The sequence below is a fragment of the Paracoccus pantotrophus genome (assembly GCF_008824185.1).
Taxonomy (GTDB): domain Bacteria; phylum Pseudomonadota; class Alphaproteobacteria; order Rhodobacterales; family Rhodobacteraceae; genus Paracoccus; species Paracoccus pantotrophus.
On sequence record NZ_CP044426.1, the window covers coordinates 974,319 to 1,000,610 of the forward strand.

Annotated in this window: 25 protein-coding genes, 1 tRNA gene and 1 pseudogene; 13 read left to right on the forward strand and 14 right to left on the reverse strand. The window is 66.3% G+C overall.

Translation table 11 applies throughout. The features are described 5' to 3' along the window. Positions 1 to 2: 2 nt before the first annotated feature. From ESD82_RS15275 to ESD82_RS15285, 4 genes are read left to right on the forward strand one after another with little or no spacing between them, the layout of a single operon-like run. Complete coding sequence (locus tag ESD82_RS15275) at positions 3 to 1,250, forward strand: methylaspartate ammonia-lyase (protein WP_147427985.1); 1,248 nt, start codon at positions 3 to 5, stop codon at positions 1,248 to 1,250. Next, positions 1,250 to 2,410, forward strand: coding sequence for a CaiB/BaiF CoA transferase family protein (locus ESD82_RS21840; RefSeq protein WP_167521772.1), 1,161 nt, complete (start codon positions 1,250 to 1,252; stop codon positions 2,408 to 2,410). The genes ESD82_RS15275 and ESD82_RS21840 overlap by 1 nt, the downstream gene beginning before the upstream one ends. Beyond that, positions 2,407 to 4,011, forward strand: coding sequence for a FumA C-terminus/TtdB family hydratase beta subunit (locus ESD82_RS15280; RefSeq protein WP_167521773.1), 1,605 nt, complete (start codon positions 2,407 to 2,409; stop codon positions 4,009 to 4,011). Before ESD82_RS21840 ends, ESD82_RS15280 begins: the two co-directional genes overlap by 4 nt. 39 nt (positions 4,012 to 4,050) lie before the next feature. After that, complete coding sequence (locus ESD82_RS15285; protein ID WP_051419838.1) at positions 4,051 to 4,995, forward strand: LysR family transcriptional regulator; 945 nt, start codon at positions 4,051 to 4,053, stop codon at positions 4,993 to 4,995. A 22-nt stretch (positions 4,996 to 5,017) separates the two neighbouring features. Here the strand turns inward: ESD82_RS15285 and ESD82_RS15290 are convergent, their stop codons facing one another. The 6 genes and pseudogenes from ESD82_RS15290 to ESD82_RS15315 all read right to left on the reverse strand — a co-directional run bounded on the left by ESD82_RS15290 (position 5,018) and on the right by ESD82_RS15315 (position 11,700). Beyond that, positions 5,018 to 5,704 carry a GntR family transcriptional regulator gene (locus ESD82_RS15290; protein WP_244314590.1) on the reverse strand — a complete coding sequence of 229 codons (687 nt, stop codon included), beginning with the start codon at positions 5,702 to 5,704 and terminating at the stop codon, positions 5,018 to 5,020. A gap of 81 nt (positions 5,705 to 5,785) precedes the next feature. Then, positions 5,786 to 6,948, reverse strand: a pseudogene (locus ESD82_RS15295) (NAD(P)/FAD-dependent oxidoreductase). An 11-nt stretch (positions 6,949 to 6,959) separates the two neighbouring features. Further along, positions 6,960 to 8,393: an NAD-dependent succinate-semialdehyde dehydrogenase gene (locus ESD82_RS15300; protein ID WP_147427983.1), complete on the reverse strand. Its 1,434-nt coding sequence runs from the start codon at positions 8,391 to 8,393 to the stop codon at positions 6,960 to 6,962. Further along, complete coding sequence (locus ESD82_RS15305; RefSeq protein ID WP_147427982.1) at positions 8,393 to 10,015, reverse strand: GMC family oxidoreductase; 1,623 nt, start codon at positions 10,013 to 10,015, stop codon at positions 8,393 to 8,395. Before ESD82_RS15305 ends, ESD82_RS15300 begins: the two co-directional genes overlap by 1 nt. 156 nt (positions 10,016 to 10,171) lie before the next feature. Continuing rightward, positions 10,172 to 10,993, reverse strand: a complete 822-nt coding sequence (locus ESD82_RS15310; protein WP_147427981.1) for a pyrroline-5-carboxylate reductase family protein — start codon at positions 10,991 to 10,993, stop codon at positions 10,172 to 10,174. After that, positions 10,990 to 11,700: a GntR family transcriptional regulator gene (locus ESD82_RS15315; protein WP_244314591.1), complete on the reverse strand. Its 711-nt coding sequence runs from the start codon at positions 11,698 to 11,700 to the stop codon at positions 10,990 to 10,992. Before ESD82_RS15315 ends, ESD82_RS15310 begins: the two co-directional genes overlap by 4 nt. Positions 11,701 to 11,754: 54 nt before the next feature. Here ESD82_RS15315 and ESD82_RS15320 point away from each other — a divergent pair, with 54 nt between their 5' ends. The 3 genes from ESD82_RS15320 to ESD82_RS15330 are packed head-to-tail and all read left to right on the forward strand — an operon-like array spanning position 11,755 to position 14,119. Beyond that, complete coding sequence (locus ESD82_RS15320; RefSeq protein ID WP_074991211.1) at positions 11,755 to 13,116, forward strand: NAD(P)/FAD-dependent oxidoreductase; 1,362 nt, start codon at positions 11,755 to 11,757, stop codon at positions 13,114 to 13,116. A gap of 23 nt (positions 13,117 to 13,139) precedes the next feature. Continuing rightward, positions 13,140 to 13,898, forward strand: coding sequence for an electron transfer flavoprotein subunit beta/FixA family protein (locus ESD82_RS15325; protein WP_147427980.1), 759 nt, complete (start codon positions 13,140 to 13,142; stop codon positions 13,896 to 13,898). After that, on the forward strand, positions 13,898 to 14,119 hold the full coding sequence (locus ESD82_RS15330; RefSeq protein ID WP_147427979.1) for a hypothetical protein: 222 nt from the start codon (positions 13,898 to 13,900) through the stop codon (positions 14,117 to 14,119). The genes ESD82_RS15325 and ESD82_RS15330 overlap by 1 nt, the downstream gene beginning before the upstream one ends. A 126-nt stretch (positions 14,120 to 14,245) precedes the next feature. On the opposite strand, the gene ESD82_RS15335 is transcribed toward ESD82_RS15330, so the two are convergent. Beyond that, entirely contained in the window at positions 14,246 to 14,584 is a 339-nt protein-coding gene (locus ESD82_RS15335) for a transposase (RefSeq protein WP_147427978.1), read from the reverse strand. A 323-nt stretch (positions 14,585 to 14,907) separates the two neighbouring features. Here ESD82_RS15335 and ESD82_RS15340 point away from each other — a divergent pair, with 323 nt between their 5' ends. After that, entirely contained in the window at positions 14,908 to 15,312 is a 405-nt protein-coding gene (locus tag ESD82_RS15340; RefSeq protein ID WP_407672833.1) for a tyrosine-type recombinase/integrase, read from the forward strand. A 29-nt stretch (positions 15,313 to 15,341) separates the two neighbouring features. On the opposite strand, the gene ESD82_RS15345 is transcribed toward ESD82_RS15340, so the two are convergent. Both ESD82_RS15345 and ESD82_RS15350 read right to left on the reverse strand, forming a co-directional pair. After that, a tRNA-Arg gene (locus ESD82_RS15345) sits at positions 15,342 to 15,418 on the reverse strand. A gap of 44 nt (positions 15,419 to 15,462) precedes the next feature. After that, complete coding sequence (locus tag ESD82_RS15350) at positions 15,463 to 15,945, reverse strand: GNAT family N-acetyltransferase (protein WP_024844414.1); 483 nt, start codon at positions 15,943 to 15,945, stop codon at positions 15,463 to 15,465. Positions 15,946 to 16,222: 277 nt separating this feature from the next. On the opposite strand from ESD82_RS15350, the gene ESD82_RS15355 reads away from it, so the two are divergent. The 5 genes from ESD82_RS15355 to ESD82_RS15375 all read left to right on the forward strand — a co-directional run bounded on the left by ESD82_RS15355 (position 16,223) and on the right by ESD82_RS15375 (position 20,790). Further along, positions 16,223 to 17,323, forward strand: coding sequence for a sulfate/molybdate ABC transporter ATP-binding protein (locus tag ESD82_RS15355; RefSeq protein ID WP_147427976.1), 1,101 nt, complete (start codon positions 16,223 to 16,225; stop codon positions 17,321 to 17,323). Beyond that, positions 17,320 to 18,318, forward strand: coding sequence for a sulfate ABC transporter substrate-binding protein (locus ESD82_RS15360; RefSeq protein WP_147427975.1), 999 nt, complete (start codon positions 17,320 to 17,322; stop codon positions 18,316 to 18,318). The genes ESD82_RS15355 and ESD82_RS15360 overlap by 4 nt, the downstream gene beginning before the upstream one ends. Further along, on the forward strand, positions 18,315 to 19,160 hold the full coding sequence (gene cysT / locus ESD82_RS15365) for a sulfate ABC transporter permease subunit CysT (RefSeq protein WP_024844411.1): 846 nt from the start codon (positions 18,315 to 18,317) through the stop codon (positions 19,158 to 19,160). Before ESD82_RS15360 ends, cysT begins: the two co-directional genes overlap by 4 nt. Further along, complete coding sequence (gene cysW, locus ESD82_RS15370; RefSeq protein WP_024844410.1) at positions 19,160 to 19,984, forward strand: sulfate ABC transporter permease subunit CysW; 825 nt, start codon at positions 19,160 to 19,162, stop codon at positions 19,982 to 19,984. Before cysT ends, cysW begins: the two co-directional genes overlap by 1 nt. 62 nt (positions 19,985 to 20,046) lie before the next feature. Next, complete coding sequence (locus tag ESD82_RS15375) at positions 20,047 to 20,790, forward strand: molecular chaperone DjiA (protein WP_024844409.1); 744 nt, start codon at positions 20,047 to 20,049, stop codon at positions 20,788 to 20,790. 57 nt (positions 20,791 to 20,847) lie between these two features. Here the strand turns inward: ESD82_RS15375 and ESD82_RS15380 are convergent, their stop codons facing one another. The 5 genes from ESD82_RS15380 to ESD82_RS15400 form a co-directional block, all read right to left on the reverse strand. Continuing rightward, entirely contained in the window at positions 20,848 to 21,687 is an 840-nt protein-coding gene (locus tag ESD82_RS15380; protein WP_024844408.1) for an ATP-binding cassette domain-containing protein, read from the reverse strand. Beyond that, positions 21,684 to 22,520 (reverse strand): ABC transporter ATP-binding protein, encoded by an 837-nt coding sequence (locus ESD82_RS15385; RefSeq protein WP_024844407.1) that lies wholly within the window; start codon positions 22,518 to 22,520, stop codon positions 21,684 to 21,686. Before ESD82_RS15385 ends, ESD82_RS15380 begins: the two co-directional genes overlap by 4 nt. Positions 22,521 to 22,523: 3 nt before the next feature. Continuing rightward, complete coding sequence (locus ESD82_RS15390) at positions 22,524 to 23,426, reverse strand: ABC transporter permease subunit (protein ID WP_147427974.1); 903 nt, start codon at positions 23,424 to 23,426, stop codon at positions 22,524 to 22,526. After that, a complete protein-coding gene (locus ESD82_RS15395) occupies positions 23,423 to 24,430 on the reverse strand; it encodes an ABC transporter permease subunit (protein ID WP_028710609.1) in 1,008 nt (335 codons plus the stop codon). Before ESD82_RS15395 ends, ESD82_RS15390 begins: the two co-directional genes overlap by 4 nt. 72 nt (positions 24,431 to 24,502) lie before the next feature. After that, the gene (locus tag ESD82_RS15400; RefSeq protein WP_024844404.1) at positions 24,503 to 26,107 is read right to left on the reverse strand and encodes an ABC transporter substrate-binding protein; all 1,605 of its coding nucleotides are present in this window, start codon (positions 26,105 to 26,107) and stop codon (positions 24,503 to 24,505) included. Positions 26,108 to 26,292: the final 185 nt, after the last annotated feature.

Consider the following 26,292-nt stretch of genomic DNA (forward strand, 5'->3'; position numbering starts at 1 on the left):
ACATGCACATCAGGAAAGTCCATTTCGCGCCGGGCTTCGCCTCGTTCTATTTCGACGACCAGGCGGCCATCAAGGCCGGCGCGCCCATGGACGGGTTCGTCTATAGCGGCGCGCCGCTGACCGGCGGCTTCGACGGCATCCGCCAGCGCGGCGAAAGCATCTCGATCCTGCTGGAGCTGGAGAACGGCCAGATCGCCGAGGGCGATTGCGCCGCCGTGCAATATTCCGGCGCCGGCGGACGCGATCCGCTGTTCACCGCCGCCCGCTTCATCCCGCTGCTGCGCCGGCATCTGGCGCCGCTGCTGGAAGGGCGCGCGGTCGGCAGCTTTCGCGACAATGCCGCCTTCTTCGATGCACTCGAGGTCGAGGGCCGGCCGCTGCATACCGCGATCCGCTACGGCCTGTCGCAGGCGCTGCTGGACGCGACCGCCAGGGCCACGGGACGGATGAAGTTCCAGGTCATCTGCGACGAATGGGATCTGCCGGTGGTGGCGGCGCCGCTGTCGCTGTTCGGGCAAAGCGGCGACGACCGCTATGCGGCGGTGGACAAGATGATCCTGAAGCGCGTCGATGCGCTGCCGCACGGGCTGATCAACAACGTGGAAAAGAAACTGGGCGAGACCGGCGCCAAGCTCGCCGAATATGTCGGCTGGCTGTCGCAGCGCATCCGCAGCCTGCGCTCTGACGCCTCCTACAACCCGGTGCTGCATATCGATGTCTATGGCACCGTCGGGCTGATCTTCCAGAACGACGCCGAACGCATCGCGGATTATCTGGCCTCGCTGGAAAAGCGCGCCGCACCCTTCCGGCTTTATATCGAGGGGCCGGCGGATGCGGGCTCGAAGCCGGGGCAGATCGCGCTGCTCGCCGCGATCCGCAAGGCGCTGGCGGCGCGGCGAAGCAATGTCAGGATCGTCGCCGACGAATGGTGCAACACCTATCAGGATGTGGTCGATTTCGTCGATTCCGGCTGCTGCGACATGGTGCAGATCAAGACCCCCGACCTGGGCGGCATCCACAACACCATCGATGCGGTGCTTTATTGCAAGGCCCGCGGCGTCGAAGCCTATCAGGGCGGCACCTGCAACGAGACCGACATCTCGGCCCGCGCCTGCCTGCATGCCGCGCTCGCCACCCGGCCCGACCGGGTGCTGGTCAAGCCCGGCATGGGCTTCGACGAAGGCATGACCATCGTCGCCAACGAGATGAACCGCGTCCTCGCGGTGCTGGAAACGAGGCGCGCAAGCTGATGACGGCCACACCTCTGCAACCCTATGCCGGCCTGCTGGTCGTCTCGCTGGAACAGGCGGTGGCGGCACCGCTGGCCTCGTGCCATTTCGCCCGGGGCGGCGCGCGGGTCATCAAGATCGAGCGCGAGACCGGCGATTTCGCCCGCCAATACGACAGCGCGGTCAAGGGCACGGCCTCTTATTTCGCCTGGGCCAACCACGGCAAGGAAAGCCTGTGCCTGGACATCAAGGACACGCGGGACGCGGCGCTGCTGCACGACATCCTCGACCGGGCGGATGTGTTCATCCAGAACCTCGCCCCCGGCGCCGTCGCCCGCGCGGGCTTCGGATCCGAGGCGCTGCGCCGGCGCAATCCGCGGCTGATCATCTGCGACATCAGCGGCTATGGCGAGGACGGCGCATACCGCGACATGAAGGCCTATGACTTCCTGGTGCAATGCGAAAGCGGGCTGGTGGCGGTCAACGGCGCGCCGGGCCATCCCGGCCGCATCGGCGTCTCGGTCTGCGACATCGGCGCCGGCATGAACGCGGTCATCGGCATCCAGAAGGCGCTTTACGCCCGCAGCATCACCGGCGAGGGCAGCGCGGTGAAGCTGTCGCTCTTCGACACCGCCGCCGACTGGATGACCGTGCCGCTGATGCATGCGGTCTATGCTGGCAAGGCGCCGCAGCCGGCCGGGCTGCACCATCCCTCGATCGCGCCCTATGGCGGCTTTCGCACCGCCGATGGCGAGGTGCTGGCGATCTCGGTCCAGAACGAGCGCGAATGGGCCAGCCTCTGCGAGGGCGTCTTCGGCCGGCCCGAGCTGGCCCGCGACCCGCGTTTCTGCGACGCCGCGCGGCGGGTCGCGAACCGCGCCGCGCTGGACGCCATCGTCGCCGGATTCTTCGCCGCCCGCAGCCGGGCCGAGCTGGAATCCCTGCTGCGCGAAGCCGCCATCGCCTATGGCGCGGTCAATTCGGTGGAGCGCTTCGCCCAGCATCCGCAACTGCGCCGCGCCCCGGTCACGCTGGAGGACGGGGCCGAGGCGCATCTGGTCGCCCCGCCCGTCCGCCACAGCTTCGAGCCCGAGACCCCGCATCTGGGCCGCGTCCCGGGCTTGGGCGAGCACAGCGCCGCCATCCGCGCCGAATTCGCCCGGATCGGAGAGACGGCATGACCCGGATGGTCCAGCTTGCCGAGACACCCTTCCGCCACCTCGGCACCGACGGGCTGACGGAGATGCGGGTCGGCGACGAGTGCTTCCTGCGCGTCTCGGCCGAGGCGATCCGCCGGCTGACCGTCGCCGCCTTCGGCGATGTCTCGCACCTGCTGCGCCCCGGCCACCTGGCGCAGCTGTGCGCCATCCTCGACGATCCCGAGGCGTCGCAGAACGACCGCTACGTGGCGCTGGAGCTGATCAAGAACGCGGTGATCGCGGCCGGGCGGGAATTTCCCAGCTGCCAGGACACCGGCACCGCCATCGTCACCGGCAAGAAGGGTCAGAACCTGCTGGTCCGGGGCGACTTGCACCAGGCGCTCAGCGACGGCATCCGCGACACCTGGGCCAGCCGCAACCTGCGGTTTTCGCAGATGGCGCCGCTGACCATGTATGAGGAGAAGAACACCGGCACCAACCTGCCCGCGCAGATCGACATCGAGGCCGTGGGCGGGGACGCGCTGGAACTGCTGTTCATGGCCAAGGGCGGCGGCTCGGCCAACAAGACCTTCCTGTTCCAGCAGACCCGCCGCCTGCTGGAGCCCGAGCGGCTGCTGGCCTTTTTCGACGAAAGGATCCGCACACTGGGGACCACGGCCTGCCCGCCCTATCACCTGGCCATCGTCATCGGCGGGCTGTCGGCCGAGCAATGCCTCAAGACCGTCAAGCTGGCCTCGGCGCGCGAACTCGACGGCCTGCCGACGACCGGCAGCCCGGACGGCCGCGCCTTCCGCGACCTGGAACTGGAGGGCCAGATCCTCGGCCTGACCCGCGCCATGGGGCTGGGCGCACAATTCGGCGGCAAGTATTTCTGCCATGACGTGCGGGTGATCCGCCTGCCCCGCCATGGCGGCAGCCTGCCGGTCGGCATGGGGGTCAGCTGCTCGGCCGACCGGCAGATCCGCGGCCGCATCGACCGCGACGGGCTCTGGCTGGAGGCGCTGGAGCGCGACCCGGCCCGCTTCCTGCCCGAGGGCGGCACGGGCGGGGCGGCGCCCGCGCGCATCGACCTTGACCAGCCGATGGATGCGATCTGCGCGGCGCTGTCGCAGCTCACGGTCGGCACGCCGGTGCTGATGTCGGGCACGATGATCGTGGCCCGCGACCTGGTCCATGCCGAACTGGCGCGATTGATGCGCGAGGGCAAGCCATTGCCCGGCTATCTGCGCGACCATCCGGTCTATTACGCCGGCCCGGCCCGGACGCCGCAGGGCCATGCCTCGGGTTCCTTCGGGCCGACCACGGCGGCGCGCATGGACCCCTATGTGCCCGAGCTTCAGGCGCAGGGCGCGTCAAGGGTGATGATCGCCAAGGGCAACCGCGCCCCCGAGGTGGTGGCCAGCTGCAAGCGGCATGGCGGCTTCTACCTGGGATCGGTCGGCGGCGCCGCGGCGGTGCTGGGCCGCGACGTGATCAAAAGCGTGGAGGTGCTCGATTTTGCCGAGTTCGGCATGGAGGCGGTCTGGCGCATCCGGGTCGAGGATTTCCCCGCCTTCGTCGTCACCGACGACAAGGGCAACGACTTCTTTACCCGCAAGCCGGACTTGACCGCGCCCGGCTGACGCGCCACCAGTTCAACCGGGGCAATACGGGGATGCGGATTGGACGAGGCCGGCGAAAAGATCACCTTGCGGCAGATGCAGATCTTCCTGGCCGCCGTCGAAAGCCGCAGCTTCAACCGCGCGGCCGAAAAGCTGTCGCTGTCGCCTCCCGCGGTCTCGATGCAGATGAGCCGGCTGGCCGAGGCGCTTGGCGCCACGCTGTTCGTCAAGGACGGCCGCTCGGTGCAGCCGACCCAGACCGCCACCGCCCTGGTTCCCTATGCCGAGCGGCTGGCCGAGACCCTGCGCGAGGCGGTGCATGTCGTCGAGCAGATGCAGGGCCGGCTGGACAACCAGGTGCGGGTGGCGATGGTCTCGACGGCGCGGAACTTCGGCCCGCAGCTGGTGCAGCAATTCCTGCGCCAGCGCCCCGCGGCGCAGGTCGAGATCAGCATCGCCAACCGCGACGGCGTGATCGCCCAGTTGCAGGAGGACCGGGCCGACCTGGCGCTGATGGGCCGCCCGCCGCGGCGGATCGAGGTCACGGCCCACCAATTCGCCAAGCACCCTTACGTGCTGATCAGCAATCCCGAGCATCCGCTGACCCGCTTTCGCCGCATCCGCCGCGCCGATCTGGTCATGCACCGCTTCCTGGTGCGCGAAAGCGGCTCGGGCACCCGCATGGTGCATGAGCATTTCTTCCGCGAGGCCGGCCTGCCGCTGCCGCCGGCGCAGGAGATGGACAGCAACGCCAACATCAAGCAGGCGGTGATGGCGAACATGGGGCTGGCCTTCCTCTCCGCCCACACCATCGCGCTGGAGCGGCAGGCCGGCAAGCTGAGCGTCTTGAGCGTCGACGGCATGCCGCAGCTGCGCGACTGGTTCGTGGTCTATCCGCGCCGCAAGACGCTCGGCCCGGCCGCGCGCGAGTTCCGCGACTTCGTCACAACAGACGGCCCCGCCTTCATGCGCCAGTTCTTCGGAGAGGATTACGGCGCGGAATAGCGCCGGAAAAGCGGGCAGAAGTTCACCTGCGGCGCAATCGCGCGGCGGTTTCCTTCTTCGTCGTCTCGATATGCTGGCGCATCAGATCGACGGCTTTCTCGACCTCGCCGGCCTTGCAGGCATCCAGAATCCGGTGATGTTCCTGATGCGGCCTTTCTAGACCAGAGGTCTCGGTAACCAGCAGGCGGGTCACGGGGCCGATACGGGCGCGCAGATCGTCGATCATCTGAAGCAGCAGCGGGTTGTCGCAGGGGTCGTAAAGCGCCTGATGAAAGCGGACATTCAGATCGCTCCAGGTCGAGATATCCGTGCTTTCCCCATATTCGGCAAGGATCCTGTCCGCCTTGTCGAAATCCGAATGGACCATGTGCGGGATGGCGAGTTCCAGCGCCTTGCATTCCAGCGCCACACGGATGTCCAGCAGGTTGAGGATTTCGTGCGGCGTCAATTCCCGCACCGTCGCCCCCTTGTTCTTGCGAAAGGTCACGAAACCATCGACCTCCAGGCGCAGCAGCGCCTCGCGCACCGGGATCTTGCTGACTCCGTGGTTGCGGGCAATCTCATCCTGGCGCAAAGGTTCTCCCGGCAGCAGATCCCCTGCCATGATCGCGGATTTGAGCGCGTCGTAAATGGGCTCTGCCGTCACCTGCGTCGCCTTGTTGCCTGACATCCAATCGCTCCTACCTATGAACGTATAATATTTCTCCAAATATGATGCGTTCTGCCGAAATAAACAACATCCCGGATGGGTCCAAGGCCATCCGGGATGTGCATTCGCGCAAGTGTGCGATCAGATGATGCCGCGTTCCGGCAGAGGCTTGTTGTCGAGCAGTCGCTGCCAGCCCAGACGGGACAGGTCGATGGTCTCGTATCGCCCCTTCAGGATCAGTTCGGCCATCGCCCGGCCACAGCCCGGAGCATGCATCAGCCCGTGACCGGAGAACCCGGCCAGCATGTGAAAGTTGCCCAATCCGTCGGCACCGGGACCGATGATGACATTGCCGTCGAAATCGTTCTGGTCATACAGGCCCGGCAACGTCGCCTTGCATTTCGTCTTCTCGAATTGCGGGAAACGGTGGGCGAGCGCCGGCCAGACCACGTTCTCGAAATAGTCGTGATCGGGCTCCATATTGTAGCCGCGCGGCTCCAGCAGGGTCGGCACGCCGCCGGAATAGCCCTTGCCCTCTGGGCGGAAGGCCAGCCGTTCGGGATCCTTGAGATAAGGCAGCGGCTCGATGGGGTCTTCGGATTCGAAATAATGCTCGAAGCGGCGCAGCGGCTCGATCGGCACGCTGAAGCCCAGCATGGCACAAGGTTCCTTGGCCCAGGCACCGGCGGCGTTCACGACATGCCCGGCCTCGATCCGCAGGCCGGATGCGCAGGTGATCGCGGTGACCTGCGCCCCCTGCCGTTCCAGCCCCGTCACTTCCTCGGCCAGAAACTCGGCGCCGAGCGATTGGGCCTTCTTGCGAAAGCCCATCAGCACGGAATGCGGGTCCAGCCATCCGTCATCGGGCGAAAGTACGGCGGCGCCAAGGTCGCCGACATACATGGACGGGAAACGGTGCTTGATCTCGTCCGGCTCCAGCCAGATCACGTTGCAGCCGAGGCTCTGCTCGGTATCGTAATTCTCCTTCAGCATATCGGTCGCCGACGGGGGACGATGAAGATATAGCCGCCCTTCTTGAAACCGATCTCGGCGGGTTGCCCATCGATCGCCATGGTCTGCGAGAAATTCTCGAAGAAGGGAATGGAATAGTTTGACAACTCTATATTTTCAGGAAGAGAGAACAGCCGCCGAACCCCGCCCGAGGCACGCGGCGTCGAGGCGATCTCGTAGGTCGGGTCGCGTTCGATCACCGTGACGCGAACGCTCGGGTCCATCGTCCTGATGTAATAGGCGACTGCCGAGCCCATGGCGCCGCCACCAATGATTGCCACATCCGTTTTCATCTTGTCGGTCCTTAGAGAAATTTTTCCGAAACCATCTTGGTGCGCAGATAGGCGTCGAGGCCTTCCATGCCGCTTTCGGCGCCGTAGCCGGATTCCTTGATGCCGCCGAAGGGCGTTTCCGCCTCGTGGACCGAGGTGTGGTTGATCCCCACGGCCCCGGCCTCCAGTGCCGCCGAGGCGCGCGCGATGGTGCCGGGCGATTGCGAGAACACATAGGCGGCCAACCCATAAGGCAGCGCATTCGCGCGCGCGATCACGGCGTCGACGTCGTCGAAGGGCACGAAGGCCGCCACCGGGCCGAACGGCTCCTCATGCATCAGCCGCGCGTCATCGGGCACGTTGGCCAGCACCGTCGGCGCATAGAAATACCCCGGCCCCTCGAGGGCCTCGCCACCCAGACGCAGTTCAGCGCCGCGTTCGACGGCATCGGCCACCAGCGAGGCGATCGCCTCGCGGCGCTTTTCGGTGATCATCGGCCCCATCTGCGCCCCCTCGGCGCCATTGCCGACGGTGACCTGCCTGCTGCGCTCAACAAACGCGTCAACAAAGCGGTCGAAGATGTCGCGATGCACGAAGAAGCGGGTGGGCGAGGTGCAGACCTGCCCGGCATTGCGGAATTTCGCCGCCACCAGCCGCTCGACCGCATTGTCGAGATCGGCATCGGCAAAGACCAGGACCGGGGCATGACCGCCAAGCTCCATCGTGCAGCGTTTCATCGTATCCGCCGCCATGCGCTGCAGCAGCTTGCCCACCGGGGTCGAGCCGGTCAGCGAGACCTTGCGGGGGATGGGCGAGGCGATCAGGTGTTCAGAGACCTCGGACGGCACGCCATGCACGATATTCAGCGCCCCCGCCGGCACACCCGCATCGACGAAGCAGCGGCCGATGGCGATGGCCGTGGCCGGGGTTTCGTCCGAGGGCTTGACGATGATGCTGCAGCCGGCCGCCAGCGCCGCCGCCATCTTCAGCGCCACATTGCCGCCGGGGAAGTTCCAGGCCGCAAAGCCGAGCGCGACACCCACCGGCTCGCGCAGCACCAGCTGGCGCACATCGGTCGCCCGCGCCGGAACCACGCGGCCATAGGCGCGCTTGGCCTCTTCGGCATACCATAGCACCGCATCGGCGCAGAAGCCGACCTCTCCCGCCGCTTCCGCCAGGCTCTTGCCGTTCTCGGCGGTCAGGATGCGGGCGATCTCGTCCTGCCGCTCCCGGATCAGTTGCGCGGCGCGGGCCAGGACTTCGGCGCGATGGGCGGCAGTGGTATCCTTCCACGAGCGCCAGGCGCGGTCGGCGGCATCCAGCGCCCGGTCCAGATCGGCAGGCGCCGCATGGGCCAGGTTCGCGATGACCTCTTCCGTCGCCGGATTGATCACAGGAATGGTCGCGCCGGTGGCGCCCTCGACCCATTCGCCACCGATCAGCATGGGGATGGTTTCGACTGTCATCACTGCTCCTTTGCCGCCGGGCGGCCTTGGGATTGAAACGGGGCCCGGCCGCGAATCGCATCGGCGAGCTTCTCGGCGATCATGTAGGTGGGGGCGCTGAGATTGCCCGTCGTCACCCGCGGCATGATCGCGGTGCAGACGATGCGCAGGCCGGACAGTCCGTGAACCAGCCCGCAGGCATCGACCACGCCGTCCGCAGGCGATGCGCTCATGCGGCATGTGCCCGAGGGATGATAGCTGGTGCCGATGGCGCGCTTCGCCCAATCGAGGATCTCGGCATCGGTTTGGGCCGAGGCGCCGGGACTGACCTCCTCGCCGCGGATTCCCTCCCAGGCGGGTTGCGAGAACAGATCGCGCGCCAGCCTGACCGAGCGGATCAGATCCTTGCGGTCCGCCTCGGTCTGCATGTGGTTGAAGACGATCTCGGGCGCGGCGTGCGGATCGGCCGAGCGCAGCCGGACATAGCCGCGCGAAGTCGGACGGGACAGGTCCATCCACAACTGGAAGCCGGGAAAGACCTTGACCTTGCCGTTCACCACGCGCCGCGCCAATGGCAGGAATTCCAGCTGGAGATTGGCGTAATCTGCCCCGTCATGGGTCTTGAGGAAGGCGCCCGCCTCGAAGAAGTTCGAGGCCCCCAGCCCGCGCCGGAACAGCAGCCATTCCAGCCCCAGCCGCGCCTGGCCGATCAGCCCCAGTTCGGCGACCAGCGTGTCCTCGCGCCGGGCCGCATATTGCAGGTTCACGCCGGGATGGTTTTCCAGATTGCGCCCGACATTGGGCTGATCCAGCACCACCGGCAGTCCAAGCTGGCGCAGCTCGTCCGCCGGACCCACGCCCGACAGCAGCAGCAGCTTGGCCGCGCCCACGGTGCTGGCCGCAACGATGACCTCCTTGCCGGCCATCAGCGTCTCGCCATTCGTCAGCTCGACGCCGACGGCGCGGTCGCCGCGAAACAGGATGCGCGCGACATGGGCGCCGGTGCGCAGGTGCAGGTTGCGCCGGTTCTGCGCGGGCTTCAGATAGGCATCGCTGGCGCTGCAGCGGCGGCCCTTGCCGATCAGCACCTGCGCGATATGCATGCCTTCCTGCTCGCCCGAATTGTGATCGGCCGGGCGCGGATAGCCCGCCTGTTCGCCCGAGCGCATGTAGACGTCGAACAGCGGATGCCGGGCCGGTGCCCGGCTGATCTGCAGCGGCCCGTCGCCGCCGCGCGTCTCATTGGCGCCCTCGGCGAAGGTTTCCATCTTGCGGAAATAAGGCAGGACATCGCCCCAGCCCCAGCCCGGCAGGCCCTGGTCGCGCCAGCCGTCGAAGTCGCGCGGGTTGCCGCGGTTGAAGATCATCGCATTGATCGAGGTCGATCCACCCACCACCCGGCCGCGCTTCTCGTCGATCATCAGCCCGTCCAGCCAGGGCTCGGGCCCGGCCTGCTCGCCCCAGTTCAGCGCCTTGTTCTGGTAGACGAAGGGAATGGCGGCAGGCATCGCGATCAGCAGACCGCGATCCGAACCGCCTGCCTCGAGAAGCAGCACCTCGGTGCCCGCGTCCTCGGTCAGCCGAGAAGCGAGAACGCAGCCCGCGGCCCCTGCCCCAACGATGATGTAATCAGCCGTGTCCACTTTTCCCTCTGATCCTGGGCATCATCATTTGGTCCGCAGCCTCGCTAGCCCCGGCGTGCACTTTCAACAGATTCTTCTGAAAAGACTCGCATAATATTATCTGTTCTTTCAAGATTGTATACTATCATCGGAAATATAATTCCACCTCCCTCCCCGTCATGCTTCCGCTGCCAGCTCCAGGGCGCGCGCATGCGCCCGGCGCAGGGTTTCGGGAACGACCGCGGGCAAGGCGGAGGGATCCTCCAGCGCGGTCAGACCGGCCTGTGTAGTGCCATTGGGGCTGGTGACGGCGCGCTTGAGCGCAGCGGCGTCGCGATCATCCTCCGACAACATCCGGGCCGCGCCCAGGAACGTCTGGCGCACCAGCCGGTCGGCCAGCTGCGGATCGACCCCGGACCGCTCTGCAGCAAGGATCATTTGCTCTGCAAAGGCAAAGATGAAACCCGGCCCGCAGGCGAATACGGGATTGGCCAATTCGAAGCTTGCCTCGTCCTCTACCCAGTCGAACAGACCAAGCGCGCCGAACAGGTCTTCGACAAGTTTGCGTGTCGCCGGACTGACGCTTTCCGGCCTGACACAGCCAAGGGTGGCGCCGGCAGCAAGCATGGCGGGCAAGTTGGGCATGGTCCGCGCGATCCGCTCGTGCCCGATTACCGAGACGAGTCGTTCCAGGGGGATGCCCGCCATGATCGAAACCACATCGCTTTGCGCCATGATCTGCATCAGCGCCGGATCGAGCGCGCCGAAGACCTGAGGCTTTACCCCAAGAATGACCAGATCCGGTTTCAGCTCCGCGATCTCATCGGCAGTTGCGTGCAACGCGACCGGCGCCCCTGCGGGCAGCAGGCTGCGAGCGCGCTCCAGATCCGGGTCCAGCGCCACCAGACGGGCCTGCGGCACATGGGTGACGGCGCCGCCGATGATCGACGCCCCCATATTGCCACAGCCGATGAACAGAAGCGTGGGTGCGTTAGTCATTTTGTATCTCCTTGCAGGGGGATGGCGCCGAAGCCGCGGCGGCGCAGCCGGGCGGCCATTTCCCGTTTCGTTGTCTCGATATGCCGGCGCAGCAGGGATACGGCGCGATCGGCGTCCTGCGCCTCGCAGGCCAGAAGGATCTCGAGATGCTCGTCCTGAGGCCGCACATGGCCGGTGGCACGGGTCATCTCGTGCTGGATATACGGCCCGATACGGTGCTGCAGGTCCGAGATCATGCGCAGCAGCTCGGCATTGTCCGAGGGCGCGTAAAGCGCCTGATGAAACGCCAGGTTCAGAGCACTCAGCCGCACAACATCCGTAGCTTGCGCATACTGGTCGAGCACGCGGCGCGCCTCGGCCAGATCCGAGGGCCCCATCTGCGGAATCGCCAGCCCCAGCGCCAGACACTCCAGGGCGACGCGGATGTCCATGATGTTGAGGATTTCGGGGGCCGACAGACCCCGCACCGTCGCGCCGCGATTCTTTCTCAGCAGCACATAACCATCGATCTCCAGCCGCAACAGCGCCTCCCGGACCGGGATCTTCGACACGCCATGCAGTCGCGCGATCTCGTCCTGCCGCAAAGGCTGGCCCGGCGCCAGTTCGCCGGAAAGGATCCCGGTCTTCAGGGCCTGATAGATCGGTTCCGCAGCAGAGCGAATCTCGGTTTGCATAATTACATCCGCTCCTGTGATTTCGTCTTGCATAGTAATCCTGATCGTATACGATAAAGTCAAGACGAATAATATTCCGGAGACCACATGACTGCAACCGAATCATCTGTCGCAATCGTCGGAACAGGCATCATCGGAATCGCCTCAGCCTATTACCTGTGGAAAAATCACGGCATTCAGGACATCGTCCTGATCGATCAGGGGCAGCCGTTGGGTTTCACCTCGGCTCAGTCGGGCGACAACTATCGCAACTGGTGGCCCTCGACCCTGATGATGAACTTCACCGATCGCTCCATCGACCTGATGGAGCAGCTTGCGGATGAGACCGACAACCGCTTCGCCATGACCAGGCGGGGTTACATCCTGGCGACAAGGCAGCCGGGCATGCAACCCATCCTGGATCAACTCACCGCCTGCCTGGGCGACAAGTCCGATTCGCAGATCCGGTATCACGACCGCAACAGCAGAAGCTATTTTCCGCCCGTCAGTGCAGACTGGCGGGAAGCGCCGGACGGCTTCGACTTGCTCAGCGATCCGGCCCTGATCCGGGGCTGCTTTCCGTCGCTGGACAGCGATGTGAAGACGATCCTGCACGTCAGGCGCGGCGGCGATATCTCGGGCCAGCAACTCGGCCAGGTCATGCTGGAGCAGTTGCAGCGGGCCGGTGTCCGACGGGTCGCCGGCATGGTCGCCGGAATCGGCCAGGACAAAGGCTTCGTGATCCAGTTGAACGCGGAAGGCGAAGCCACGTCCATTCGCGCCGAGCGCATCGTCAACGCGGCTGGCCCCTTTGCGGGCGAAATCGCCGAGATGCTGGGCGTCTCGCTGCCACTCTACAACGTGATGCAGCAGAAGATCGCTTTTCCCGATACAGAAGGGGCAATTCCCCGCGACCTGCCCTTCACCATCGACATGGATCGGCAGTCGATCGACTGGGATCCGGAAGACCGCGCAATTCTGGCCGAGGATCCCTCGACCGCGCATCTTGCCCTGGAGATGCCCGGCGCGATCCATTGCCGTCCCGAAGGCGGCATGAACAGCAACTGGCTCAAGCTGGGCTGGGCCTATAACGAGACGGCGCAACCCGCGGATTGGACGATCCCGCTGGACCCGCGCTTCCCTGAAATCGTGCTGCGCGGTGCTGCGCGCCTGAACCCCGGCCTCAAGGCCTATTACGGTAAGCTGCCGCGCCAGATGTCGCATTATGGCGGCTGGTATACCCGCACCCGGGACAACTGGCCGCTGATCGGCCCGATGGGACCGGAAGGCGCTTTCATGGCCTGCGGTCTTTCGGGTCACGGCACGATGGCGGCCTGCGCCACCGGAGAACTGCTCGCCTCCTGGCTCACTGGGGCGGCCTTGCCAGACTATGCGCAGCCTTTCTCCATGCAACGCTTCACCGAATCCGGTTTGCGGCAGACCGCCGAGCTGGAAACCGGCCTGCTCTAATTCTTTGAATCGGAAAGAGGATCATGAAAATACTTGTCCCCGTGAAGCGGGTGATCGACTACAACGTGAAGGCGCGGGTTCGCGCGGATGGCACGGGTGTCGATCTGGCGAATGTGAAGATGTCGATGAACCCGTTCGACGAGATCGCGGTGGAGAAGGCGATCCGTCTGAAGGAGGCCGGCCAGGCCGAGGAGATCATCGCCGTCAGCATCGGCGTGAAGCAGGCGGCCGAGACGCTGCGCACCGCGCTGGCGATGGGCGCCGACCGGGCCATTCTCGTCACCGCCGCCGATGACGTGCATCAGGACATCGAGCCCTTGGCGGTGGCGAAGATCCTGGCCAAGGTCGCCGAAGCCGAGGGCACCGAGCTCGTCATCGCCGGCAAGCAGGCCATCGACAACGACATGAACGCCACCGGCCAGATGCTGGCGGCGATCCTGGGCTGGGCGCAGGCCACCTTCGCCTCGAAAGTCGAGATCGAGGGCGGCAAGGCCAAGGTGACGCGCGAGGTCGACGGCGGCCTCCAGACCATCGCGGTGGCGCTGCCGGCGGTGGTCACCGCCGACCTGCGGCTGAACGAGCCGCGCTATGCGAGCCTGCCGAACATCATGAAGGCCAAGAAGAAGCCCTTGGAGGAAAAGACCGCCGGCGATTACGGCGTCGACGTCGCGCCGCGTCTCGAGGTGGTCTCGGTGCGCGAGCCCGAGGGCCGCAAGGCCGGCATCAAGGTCGGCTCGGTGGACGAGCTGCTGGGCAAGCTGAAAGAAGCGGGGGTGATCTGATGGCTGTTCTGCTGCTTGGGGAAGTGACGAACGGGGTGCTGAACCGCGATGCGACGGCGAAGGCGGTGCAGGCGGTCATGAGCCGCATCAGCCGCCGGCTGCGCGTGACGTTCACGGCATGGCCTTCGTTGTGCAGGGGCCGGGTCATCTGCTGCACGCCGGCATCTGCTGCACGCCGTAGCAGGGCGTTTCCGGAAATTGCCGGTCGATCAGCCGCATAGGGGCGAGGTTCATCCCGGTCTCGTCCCTTGCTGCGCAACAGGACGCGGACCGCGAAATCGAGGACCGCGGGATCGACAGCAGGCGGCATGGCGCCCCGAGCGACAGCGCGGGACGGGAGCGTTCAATCATCGCGTTCGGGATCGGCCTTGAACCGGTGGCGGCTTCGATCCCTCGTCACTGGCCGGTCCAGGGCCTGGGCTTTCCGGACAGGAAGCGTTGGCGCCGGCCGGCTCCCCGATCCGGGCGTGCAGCGACCGCATCGTGGCCTCATCGATCTCGGCCTTCTTCCCGCCGCGTTCGAAGATGTCCGACGCCCCTTCGAGCAGCGCCTTCTTCCATTGATGGATCATCGTCGGGCGCACGCGGTATTCCGCGGCCAGCTCCGGCACGATGCGCCCGCCCTTCACGGCTTCCGGCGCCACCCGAGCCTTGAAGCCCGCGTCATGGTTCCTGCCTTTCGGCATCGTCCGATCCCCTCGTCCCTGGAGACCAGAAGACGGCGGATCGCAGCTTGCCTCACTGGCCGATTCTCGGCGGATGGCTCATAATCCCAACGACGGGATCAAGAGGCTAAAAGCGACGGTCATATCCCTTGGGATGAAGATCAGATCGCGAAATTCCGGGAATACCGGGCCGTCGGCACCATGAAGCGGCTGGCCTTTGAGTTGATCTACTGGACCGGTGTCCGCGTGTCGGACGCGATCCGGCTGGGGCCGCGCAATCACGCAATATAGACAACGACGGCTGGCTTTTCTTTTCCCAGGGCAAGACCGGCCGGGATGCGGTCATCCCGTTCAACAGAAAACTGCCCGAGTTCGCGGAACCGACGGCTGGCGATCTGGCTTTGCTTCACTCATCGATCAGCGCCCGCAACAAGCGGCGCATCACCTATCTTCACGCCCGGCGAGGTGCGTCCCGCTCGTCCAAGTCCATTTCGCAATGGTTTGCCGCCAAGGCACGCAAGGCAGGCATCGAGGATCGCACCGCTCACGGGCTACGGAAAAGCCGGGCCGAAGCCCTGTTCGAGAACGGTGCGACCATGGCCCAAGCACAGACATGGACCGGCCGTAAAGACCCCCGGATGCTCCAGCACTACGCCGATAAATACGACAAGCGGCGTGCGCTGTCGCGGACGGATGGGGAACGGAAAGTTCCAACTTCCGAGATCAGGTTCAAAAAAGGAAGAAAATAATGTGAGTTATCAACGCCAAAATGAGGCGATGGCGACCCCGCCAGGACTTGAACCCGGAACCTAGCGCTTAGAAGGCGCTTGCTCTATCCAGTTGAGCTACGGGGCCGCATGGCGGCAGTCATGGCGCAGGATGGCGGCTGAATCAACCGCTCAATCCGTACCACGCAGGTCAATCGTCATGAAGACGCTGTTCGGATCGGGCCGGTATTCGCCAAAGGGCGGGCATTCCACGAAACCCGCCCGCGCATAAAGCCCGCGTGCAGCGATGAAGGTGGGCTGCACCCCGGTTTCCAGGCTCAGCCGCGCCATGCCCTCGGACCGGGCATGGTCGACCAGCGCCTGAAGCATGCGGTGCGAATGGCCGCGGCCGCGCGCCTCGGCCAGCACATGCATCGACTTGATCTCGCCATGATCCGGGGCGATGAGCTTGACCGCGCCCATGGCCAGGGCCACGCCGCTCTCGCGCAGCACGAAAAAGGCGATCTCGGGGCCCTCCAGCGCCGCACGCGGCAGCATGTGGATCGATTCCGGCGGCGTGTCGGCATGCATGTCGGCGGTGTGGCGCTGAAACAGCAGCGCCAGATCCTCGCCCAGGGGGCTTTCCCGCCCGATCACCAGATCCCCGCCATCCATCGCGCCATCCCTTTGCTGCTGCGCACCGGACCCTAGCAGCGGCCGGCGCGATTGCGAAGCCCCGCGCGGCCCGGCGGCATGAAAAATAAGGAAGAATACGCGCGCCAGCCCCTTGCGGCCCGGACGCTTTCCGCGCCGGGCCGGCGGCAGGGGAACAGCGGTCCGCCGCCCGGCCAGCCTTGGGAAAACATTCGCCGCCCGCCGGGGCGGCCGGGGCCCGCCCGGCTTGCCCGGCCCCGGCCCGCCCGCTACCTCTGGCGCGGAAACGGAGGCGCCCATGTCCATCGTCATCGAGCACATGACCAAGAGCTTCGACGGCACCGCGGTGCTGCGCGGCATCGACCTGACCATCGAATCGGGCGAGCTGGTGGCGCTGCTCGGCCCTTCGGGCTCGGGCAAGACCACGCTGCTGAAGATCATCGCCGGGCTGGAATGGCCGAATTCGGGCGGGCTGGTGGTGCATGGCGCGGACTGGCTGCACCTGGCGGCGCAGGACCGCCGCATCGGCTTCGTCTTTCAGCATTACGCGCTGTTTCCGCATATGAGCGTGCGCGACAACATCGCCTTCGGCCTGACCGTGCGGCCGCGCGCGCAGCGGCCGGGCAAGGCGGTGATCGCGGCCAAGGTGGATCAGCTGCTGGAGTTCCTGCAGATCGCGCATCTGGGCGACCGCTACCCGGCGCAGCTTTCGGGCGGGCAGCGGCAGCGGGTGGCGCTGGGGCGCGCGCTGGCCATCGAGCCCACGGTGCTGCTGCTGGACGAGCCCTTCGGCGCGCTGGACGCCGCCGTGCGCCGCGACCTGCGCGCCTGGCTGCGCCAGGTGCATGACGAGACCGGCTCGACCACGATCTTCGTCACCCATGACCAGGAGGAAGCCTTCGAACTGGCCGACCGCGTGGTGGTGATGGGCGAGGGCCGGATCGAGCAGATCGGCAATGCCGACCAGATCCACGACCACCCCGCCAGCCCCTTCGTCGCCCGCTTCATGGGCGCGACCATCGAATTGCCGGTGGTGCTGCAGGCCGGCCGGGCCGAGGCGCAGGGGCTGGATAGCAGCCGCCTGCCGCGCCGCGCCCTGCCCGATGGGCCGGCCACGCTGTTCCTGCGCCCAGCCGACGTGACGCCCCTGGCCGATCCCGCCGGGCGCTGGCAGATCACGCATCGCACCAGCAACGGCGCCCTGCTGCGGCTGGAGCTGACCGACGGCACCGGCCAGTTCGGCATCGACCTGCCCCGCCGCGCGCCCGAGGCGCAGGGGCTGATCGCCGGCACCCGCGTCAACCTGCGCCCCGAGGCGGGCACGATCTTTCCCGGCCCGCGCGCCCTGGCTCCCCAGGCGGCCGCCACCGCATTCCCCCGCAAGGAGAAAAGCCTATGACGATCCGCAAGCTTCATGTCGCCGCGCTGGCGCTTTTGCTGGGCACCACCCCGGCGCTGGCCCAGGACAAGATCCTGAATGTCAGCTATGACATCGCCCGCGAGCTGTTCGAGGCGCTGAACCCCGAATTCCAGGCGCATTGGAAGGACAAGACCGGCCGCGATGTGACCATCGACCAAAGCCATGGCGGCTCGTCGAAACAGGCGCGCGCCATCCTCGAGGGGCTGCCGGCCGATGTCGTCACCTTCAACCAGGAAACCGACGTGGACGTACTGGCGCAGAACGGCCTGGTGGCCGAGAACTGGCGCGAGGCGCTGCCGAACGGCGCCTCGCCCTATTTCTCGCTGCCCGCCTTCCTGGTGCGCGAGGGCAATCCCAAGGGCATCAAGGACTGGTCGGACCTGGCGCGCGACGACGTGCAGGCGGTGTTCCCCAATCCCAAGACCAGCGGCAACGGACGCTATACCTATCTGGCCGCCTATGCCTATGCCCTGACGCAAGAGGGCGGCACGCCCGAAAAGGCGCAGGAATTCGTGGGCAAGATCTTTGCCAATGTGCCGGTCTTCGACACCGGCGGCCGCGCCGCCACCCAGACCTTCGCCGAGCGCAACATCGGCGACGTGCTGATCACCTTCGAGGCCGAGACCAAGGGCATCGCCAAGCAATACGAGCCCCAGGGCCTCGAGGCCGTGACCCCGGCGACCAGCCTTTTCGCCGCCTTCCCGGTCGCCGTGGTGGCCGAGAACGCCGAAAAGAACGGTTCGGCCGAGGTCGCGACGGAATATCTCAACTGGCTCTACTCGCCCGAGGCGCAGGAGACGCTGGCCGAGAACCACTATCGCACCACCGACGAGGCGGTGACGGCGAAATACGCCGGCGAGTTCCCCGAGGTGAAGCTCTTGACCGTGGACGAGGTCTTTGGCGGCTGGCAGAAGGTGCAGGAAGAGCACCTGGCCGAGGGCGGCATCCTCGACAAGGTCTTCGTCAACCAATGAGCGCCGCCGCCGCGCCCATCCGCGCGAAACGCGTCTTGCCGGGGTTCTCGCTGAGCCTCGGCACGACGCTGCTTTACGTCGCGCTGGTGATCCTGATCCCGGTGGTGGCGCTGGTGCTGAAGGGGGCCGAGATCGGGCCGGCGCGGTTCTGGGCCATCGTCACCGCGCCGCGCACGCTGGCGGCGCTGCGGGTGACGCTGACCGCCGCCGCCGCGGCCACCGTCTTCAACGCCTTCTACGGCCTGCTGATGGCCTGGGTGCTGACGCGCTACGACTTTCCCGGCAAGCGCATCCTGGATGCATTGATGGACATCCCCTTCGCCCTGCCGACCGCGGTCGCAGGCATCTCGCTGACCGCGCTCTATTCGGCGAACGGCTGGTTCGGCGCGCCGCTGACCGGCGCCGGCATCGAGTTGGTCTATACGCTGGGCGGCGTGATCCTGGCGATGACCTTCACCTCGATCCCCTTCGTGGTGCGCGCCATCCAGCCGGTGCTGGAGGATCTGGACCCGGCGCTGGAACAGGCGGCGATGACGCTGGGCGCCCGGCCCTTTGCCATCTTCCGCCGCGTGGTGCTGCCGGCGATCCTGCCCGCGTGGCTGGCAGGCTCGACCGTGGCCTTCGCCCGATCCCTGGGCGAGTTCGGCGCGGTGGTCTTCATCGCCGGCAACCTGCCCTTCAAGACCGAGATCGCGGCGCTGCTGGCCTTCATCCGGCTGGAGGAATACGACTACCAGGGCGCCGCCGCCATCGCGCTGGTGCTGCTGATGTTCGCGCTGGTCCTGCTGGCGGTCTCGAACCTGATCCAGTTCCGCGCCGCCCGCCACCTGGAGGCCCGGTGATGACCACCGTCGCGCTGACCCACGCTCCCGGCCAGAGCCGCGCGGTGCCGCGGCTGCTGATCGCCCTCGCCTTCGCGCTGACCGCGATCTTCGTCGTGGCGCCCCTGGCCTTTATCTTCTGGCGCGCCTTCGCCGAGGGCTGGGCGGTCTATCTGGCAAACATCGCCGACCCGCTGGTCCTGCATGCGATCTGGCTGACGGCGCTGGTCGCGGTGATCGTGGTTCCGGTCAACATCGCCTTTGGCATCGCCGCCGCCTGGGCCATCGCCCGCTTCCGCTTTCCGGGGCGCAAGCTGTTGATGGTGCTGATCGAGATCCCCTTCTCGATCTCGCCGATCATCGCCGGCATCTGCTACCTGCTGCTTTACGGCCGGCAGGGCCTCTTGGGCCCCTGGCTGGCCGCGCATGACCTGAAGGTGATGTTCGCCCTGCCCGGCATCGTGCTGGTCACCATGTTCGTCACCGCCCCCTTCGTGGTGCGCGAGGTGCTGCCGCTGATGCAGGCGCAAGGCTCGGAACAGGAACAGGCGGCGGTCACGCTGGGCGCACGCGGCTGGCAGGTGTTTTCCCGCGTCACCCTGCCCAATATCCGCTGGGCGCTGCTTTACGGCGCCGTGCTGTGCACGGCCCGCGCGGTGGGCGAGTTCGGCGGCGTCTCGGTCGTTTCCGGCTCGATCCGCGGCCAGACCAACACCCTGCCCCTGCAGATCGAGCTGATGTTCAACGACCTCAACACCACCGGCGCCTTTGCCGCCGCCTCGACCCTGACCGTCATCGCGCTGGTGGTGCTGGTCGTCAAGGCGGCGCTGGAAAGCCGCAGATGACAGCCCGTAACTGGCGGGAATGTCAGTGGACTTGACCCGCCAGCCCGCCTAGGCTGCAGCCCATGGACGCCGCGATCAAGGACCAGAAACAACCCTGCCCCGAACTGCCGAAGCCCCGCAGCTTCTGGCAGCGCATCGCCGACCGGCTGGCGGCGATCGTCGGCGCGCGCCGCCCGGCCACCCCGCCCGAGAGATCGGTGGCCTTCACCATCGCCGTGATCGCGCTGGGGGCCAAGCTCGCCAAGGCCGACGGCGCCGTGGCCCGCTCCGAGGTGGCGGCCTTTCGCCGCGTCTTCATCATCCCGCGATCCGAGGAAAAGAACGCCGCCCGCGTCTTCGACCTGGCGCGCCAGGATGTCGCCGGCTTCGACGCCTGGGCCCGGCGCATCGCCCGCATGTTCCCGCCGGGCGACCCGGTCCTGGCCGATGTGATCGAGGGGCTGTTCATCATCGCCGTCGCCGACAGCGACCTGCATGAGGCCGAGATCGTCTTCATCGACGAGGTGGCGCGCATCTTCGGCCTGCCCGCCGCGCAGGTGGCGGCGATCCGCGCCCGCCACGACCGCCGGCAGGGCTGCCCCTCATGCGAGGTTCTGGGCGTGACCCCCGACACGCCCTTGCCCGAGGTGCGCCGGCGCTGGCGCGAACTGGTGCGCGAAAGCCATCCCGACCGCGCCCTGGCCCGCGGCCTGCCGCCCGAGGCGATCCGCCTGGCCGAGGCCCGCACCCGCGCGCTGAACGAGGCATGGGAAAACTTCCGCAACATGCACCCGAAGGGCTGCGCCGGCCCCAGCCTGTCGGCCTAGGGACAAGGCATTGGCCGGGGTGCGCGCATGGCCTGCGCGCACCCCGGCCCAGTCGCCTCAGGCATGCGCAGCGCGCAGCGCCTTGCGACGCGCCACGCGCTCGCGGATCGCCTCGATATCGGTGACCGGGGTCGCGGCAAAGAGTTCGCGCGTATAGGGGTGCCTGGGATCTGCGAAGACCTCGTCGCGGCTGCCCTGCTCGACCGCCTCGCCCTTGTGCATCACCAGCACGTCGTCGGCGATGTAGCGCACCACCGACAGGTCGTGGCTGATGAACACATAGGCCAGGTTGAACTCCTCCTGCAAGTCGGCCAGCAGGTTCAGCACCTGCGCCTGCACCGACAGGTCCAGCGCCGAGACCGGCTCGTCCAGCACCAGCAGCGTCGGGTTCAGCATCAAGGCGCGGGCAATGGCGATGCGCTGGCGCTGCCCGCCCGAGAACATGTGCGGATAGCGGTTGAACACTTCGGGCGGCAGGCCGACCTTGGCCAGCATCTCCTCGGCGCGGCGGCGGCGCTCGGCGGCGGGGGTATCGGTGTTCAGAAGCAGGGGCTCCATCAGCACGTCGCCGATCTTCTGGCGCGGGTTCAGGCTGCCATAGGGGTTCTGGAACACCATCTGCACCTTAGAGCGCATCTCGCGCGTCAGCCGCGCCTTGCCGATGTCCACGGGCTTGCCGTCGATCATGAGCTCGCCGCCCGAGGCCGGATCGATCAGCGCGATGATCCGCGCCAGCGTCGACTTGCCCGAGCCGGATTCGCCGACGATGGCCAGCGTCTTGCCGCGATCGACCGAAAAGCTGATGCCCTTGACCGCGCGCACCGTCTTGGCGGCGCGGGTCAACGATCCGGGAACGTGATAGTCGCGGATCAGGTTGCGGCCTTCGACGACACTCATTGCGGGGCCTCCTCAAGGAAGCTGCCGACGGTGGGCAGCCGGTCGCCCGTCGCATTCTCGGGCAGGGCCGAGAGCAGCGCGCGGGTATAGGGATGCGAAGGCGCCTCGAACAGCGTCAGCACCTCGGCCTCTTCCATCTTCTTGCCCTTGTATTGCACCTGGACGCGGTCGGCTGTCTCGGCCACCACGCCCATGTCGTGGGTGATCAGGATCAGCGCCATGCCCGTCTGTTCCTGCAACTGCATCAGCAGATCCAGGATCTGCTTCTGGATGGTCACGTCCAGCGCCGTCGTCGGCTCGTCCGCGATCAAGAGGCGCGGCCCGGTGGCGATGGCCATGGCGATCATCACCCGCTGGCACTGGCCGCCCGACATCTGGTGCGGATAGCTGCGCAGCTTTTCCTCGGGCTCGGGGATGCCGACCTGGCGGAACAGTTCCAGTGCCCTGGCCCGCGCCGCGCGTTTCGACAACCCCGCGTTGAAGCGCAGCACTTCCTCGATCTGGTAGCCGGTGGTGAAGCTGGGGTTCAGCGAGGCGATGGGTTCCTGGAAGATCATGGTGATCTCGCGCCCGATGATGCGGCGGCGCTGGCGCGGGGTCATGCGCAGCAGGTCTTGCCCGTCGAAGCTCATCTCGTCGGCGGTGACGGTGGCGGTATCGGGCAAAAGCCCCATCGCCGCCAGCATCGACACCGACTTGCCCGAGCCCGATTCCCCGACGATGGCCAGCACCTCGCCCTTGTCCACGGTCACGTCGATGCCGTCCACGGCGGTGAAGCTGCCGGTCGAGGTAGCAAAGCGCACGGTCAGGTTGCGGATTGTCAGCAAGGCCATGGCTCAGCTCCGCTTCAGTTTCGGGTCGAGCGCGTCGCGCAGCCCGTCGCCCATCAGGTTGATCGCCAGCACCGAGACCAGGATGGCGAGGCCGGGGAAGGTGACCACCCACCAGGCGCGCAGGATGAACTCGCGCGCCTCGGCCAGCATGGTGCCCCATTCCGAGGCCGGCGGCTGCGCCCCCATGCCGAGGAAGCCGAGCGCGGCGGAGTCGAGCACCGCCGAGGAGAAGCTCAGCGTTGCCTGCACGATCAGGGGCGCCAGGCAATTGGGCAGGATGGTCTTGAACATCAGCCGCAGGTTGCCCGCGCCCGCCACCTTGGCGGCGGTGACATATTCGCGTGCCTTTTCCCCCATCACCGCGGCGCGGGTCAGGCGGGCGAAATGCGGCTGGTAGACGATGGCGATGGCGATCATCGCATTGGTCAGCCCCGGCCCCAGCACCGCGACCAGCACCAGCGCCAGCAGCAGCGAGGGAAAGGCCAGCACCACGTCCATGACCCGCATGATGACGGTGTCCACCCAGCCGCCGAAAAAGCCGGCGACCAGCCCGATGATGATGCCGCCGGTGAGCGCGATGGCGACGACGACAATGCCGATGAACAGCGAATATTGCGCGCCGTGGATCAGCCGCGACAGCATGTCCCGGCCCACCGCATCGGTGCCCAAGAGGAAGCCCGCGCGCCCGCCATCCTGCCAGATCGGAGGCACCAAGAGCGCGTCGCGATATTGCTGCGTCGGGTCATGCGGCGCGATCAGCGGTGCGAAGATCGCCGTCAGCACCAGCAGGATAAAGACCACGAGCCCGATCACCGCGCCGCGGTTCTGGCTGAAATAGAACCAGAACTCGCGCAGCATCCGGCGGCGGATGGCCGCGTCCGAAATCTTGACGGTGGTATCGGTCATTTGTGCCGGATCCTCGGGTTGATGAGACCATAGGTCAGGTCAACGATCAGGTTCACGATCATCACGATGGCGGCGATCAGGAGCAGGCCCGACTGCACCACCGGATAGTCGCGGCGGCTGATGGAATCGATCATCCACTTGCCGATGCCCGGCCAGGAAAAGATCGTCTCGGTCAGAATGGCGCCGGCCATCAGCACGCCGACCTGCAAGCCGATGGTGGTGATGACCGGGATCATGGCATTGCGCAGCGCATGGACGCCGATCACCCGGCGCGACGACAGGCCCTTGGCGCGGGCGGTGCGCACGTAATCCTCGCCCATCACCTCCAGCATGGCGGATCGGGTCTGGCGCGCGATCACCGCCAGCGGGATGGTCGCCAGCACGATCGAGGGCAGGATCAGGTGGCTCAGCGCCGAGGCGAAGGCGCCCTTCTGCCCCGAGAGCAGGCTGTCGACCAGCATGAAGCCCGTCACCTGCGGAAAGAAATACATCAGCGAGATGCGGCCCGAGACCGGAGTCCAGCCCAGCACGCCCGAAAACAGGATGATGAGCAAAAGCCCCCACCAGAAGATCGGCATCGAAAACCCGACCAGCGCCGCGGTCATCGATATCTGGTCGAACCAGCTGCCGCGCTTGATCGCCGCGATCACGCCCACCGGCACGCCGATCACCGTGGCGATGATGATGGCCACCAGCGCCAGCTCGACCGTGGCCGGAAACAGCGCCAGGAACTCGGTCAGCACCGGCTTTTTCGTCACCAGCGAATTGCCCAGGTCGCCCTGGAGCAGGTTGCCGAGATAATGCAGATATTGCTGCCAGACCGGCTTGTCATAGCCAAGCTGCGCCGCGATCTGGGCGTAACGCTCGGGCGAGACGCCGCGCTCGCCGGCCATCAACAGCACCGGGTCGCCGGGCAGCAGCCGGATGAAGCCAAAGGCCACCAGCGTGATCCCGATCATCGTCGGAACCAGGTAAAGCAGTTTCTTGAGGATGAATCTGAGCATCGAACCCTAACCTAAGGGCCGTGCAAGGAGGTTTCCCTGCACGGCCGCGAGAGTTTCAATCCGGGCGCGACCTTATTCGGTCAGGTCCACGGTGTCGAAGGCATAGTCGCCCAGCGGCGATTGCACGAAGCCGGTCACGTTCTTGGCCATCGGCACATATTGCGTCGAATGTGCCAGCGTGGCCCAGGGCGCCTCGCGCTTGAAGATGACCTGCGCCTCTTCGTAAAGCTTGACCCGCTCGTCATGGTCCGAGGTCGCCTTGGCCTTGGCCAGCAGGTCCGAGAACTCCTGGTTGCACCAGAAGGCGCGGTTCGCGCCGCCCGGATTGGCCGCGGCGCAGCTGAGCAGCACCGACAGGAAGTTGTCGGGGTCGCCGTTGTCGCCGGTCCAGCCCAGGATGACGGCGCCCTTGCGGCCTTCCTCCATCGACTTCTTCAGGTACTCGCCCCATTCGTAGCTCACGATCTCGACCTTGACGCCGACCTTGGCGAAATCGCTCTGGATCAGCTCGGCGGTGCGGCGGGCATTGGGCATGTAGGGGCGCTGCACCGGCATGGCCCAGACTTCCATGGTCAGATCCTTGACGCCGGCTTCCTCCAGCATCGCCTTGGCGGCCTCGGGGTCGTATTTGTCGTCCTCGATGGCGTCGTTATAGGACCACATGGTCGGCGGGATCGGGTTCTTGGCGACCTCGGCATTGCCTTGATAGACGGCGTCGATCAGGGCCTGCTTGTCCATCGCCATGTTCAGCGCCTTGCGGACCTGCGGGTTGTCGAAGGGCGCGACGGTGGTGTTATAGGCCAGATAGCCCACGTTCAGGCCGGGCTGCTCGTCCAGCTTGAGGTTCGGGTCGGCGCGGATCTCGTCCAGGTCGGCGGGCGCCGGATAGGGCATCAGGTGGCATTCGCCGGCCTTGAGCTTTTGCAGCCGCACCGAGGCGTCGGGGGTGATGGCAAAGACCAGGTCGTCGATCTTGGGTGCCTCGCCCCAGTAATCGGCGTTCTTCTGGTAACGGATCACCGCGTCCTTCTGATAGGCGACGAAGCGGAAGGGGCCGGTGCCGATCGGGGCGTTGTTCAGGTCTTCGCGGGTGCCGGCGGCGTCCAGCGCGTCGGCATATTCCTTGGAGACGATCGAGACGAAGGGCATCGCCACATTGGCCAGGAACGGCGCCTCGGGCTGGTTCAGGGTGAATTTCACCGTGTGGTCATCGACCTTCTCGATGGACTTGATCAGCTTGTCCATCTCCATCGAGGAATAATACTCGTAGGTGATGCCGGGGATGTATTCGTGCCAGGGATGGTCGGCGCTGGCCTGGCGCTCGAAGGTGAAGATCACGTCGTCGGCGTTGAAATCGCGCGAGGGCGTGAACTTGTCGTTGGAATGGAACTTCACCCCCTGGCGCAGGTGGAAGGTGTATTCCAGCCCGTCCTCGGACACGTCCCAGCTTTCGGCCAGGGCCGGCTCGATCTCGGTGGTGCCCGGCTTGAACTGCACGAGGCGGTTGTAGATCGCATGGCCCGAGGCATCGAAGGTGGTGCCCGAGGTATAGGGCGCGGCGTCGAAACCCTCCGGCGAGCCCTCCGAGCAATAGACGAAGGTCTTGGCATGCAGCGGCGCCGCAGCCATCAGGGCAAAAGCCGATGCCGCAAGCATCCGGGTGGAGAAGAGTGACATAATGCCTCCCATGTCTAGAGATATTCCCTGATCCTGATGCAAACGAATCTGCCTGACAGGTCAAGTGCTTTGCCGGGCATGATCGTCGTTTTGCCGCGATGACGCTGCGAAACGCCGAAAGCATCGGGCAAATCTTGGCGTTCAGCCGGCCAGGCACCGGGCAGGAGGGGCCGGCCCCGGACGTG